The following is a 535-nucleotide window of genomic DNA, read 5'->3' as shown; positions in this document are numbered from 1 at the left end:
GCGGTTTAATGGCGGGGGAGCCTCTGAATGCTTCGAAACTGTCGTTGCCGCCTTCGGCGTGGCCGGACATGTTGCCTCCGGCATCGCCGTAGAAAGTGAGATATGCGGTGCAACTGCGCCAAGGGCAGGAGCGGCCTCACCAGTGTCATCGCCGCCGCGCGCGTAGCCGGACATGTTTCCGCCAGCGTCCCCATAGAAGGTGCTGTCAGTGAAGGCGAGATCCGTGAAGCGATCGTTGCCGCCAACGGCATGATCGAGCATATCCCGACCCGCGTCCCCAACGAAGTTGTCGATGGAGTTCACACCACCGGTAAAGGTGTCGTTGCCGCCGGTGGCGTGATCGCGAATATCCTGACCAGCATCGCCAACAAGAAAGTTGGTTGCGTTCGCGAGGCCAATCAAAACGTCATCGGTACCCACCTGATGGTCAATGAGGCTACCAGGAATAATTGGAATGCGCTTGGCCATGAACACCTCCCGTTAAACGTCCCATTTTTCAAATGCAAACCTGCATGCCGGCGGAAACGAGAGGTTT

Annotated in this window: 1 pseudogene; it reads right to left on the bottom strand. The window is 57.8% G+C overall.

The features are described from left to right. Nucleotides 1–468, bottom strand: a pseudogene (locus IVA74_RS25010) (hypothetical protein); the annotation flags it as partial. Between the last annotated feature and the right edge of the window lie 67 nt (nt 469–535).

Source organism: Bradyrhizobium sp. 132 (genome assembly GCF_023074185.1).
Lineage (GTDB): Bacteria > Pseudomonadota > Alphaproteobacteria > Rhizobiales > Xanthobacteraceae > Bradyrhizobium.
Note: the sequence above shows the minus strand (reverse complement) of the source record. Positions and strands in the feature narration are given on the sequence as shown.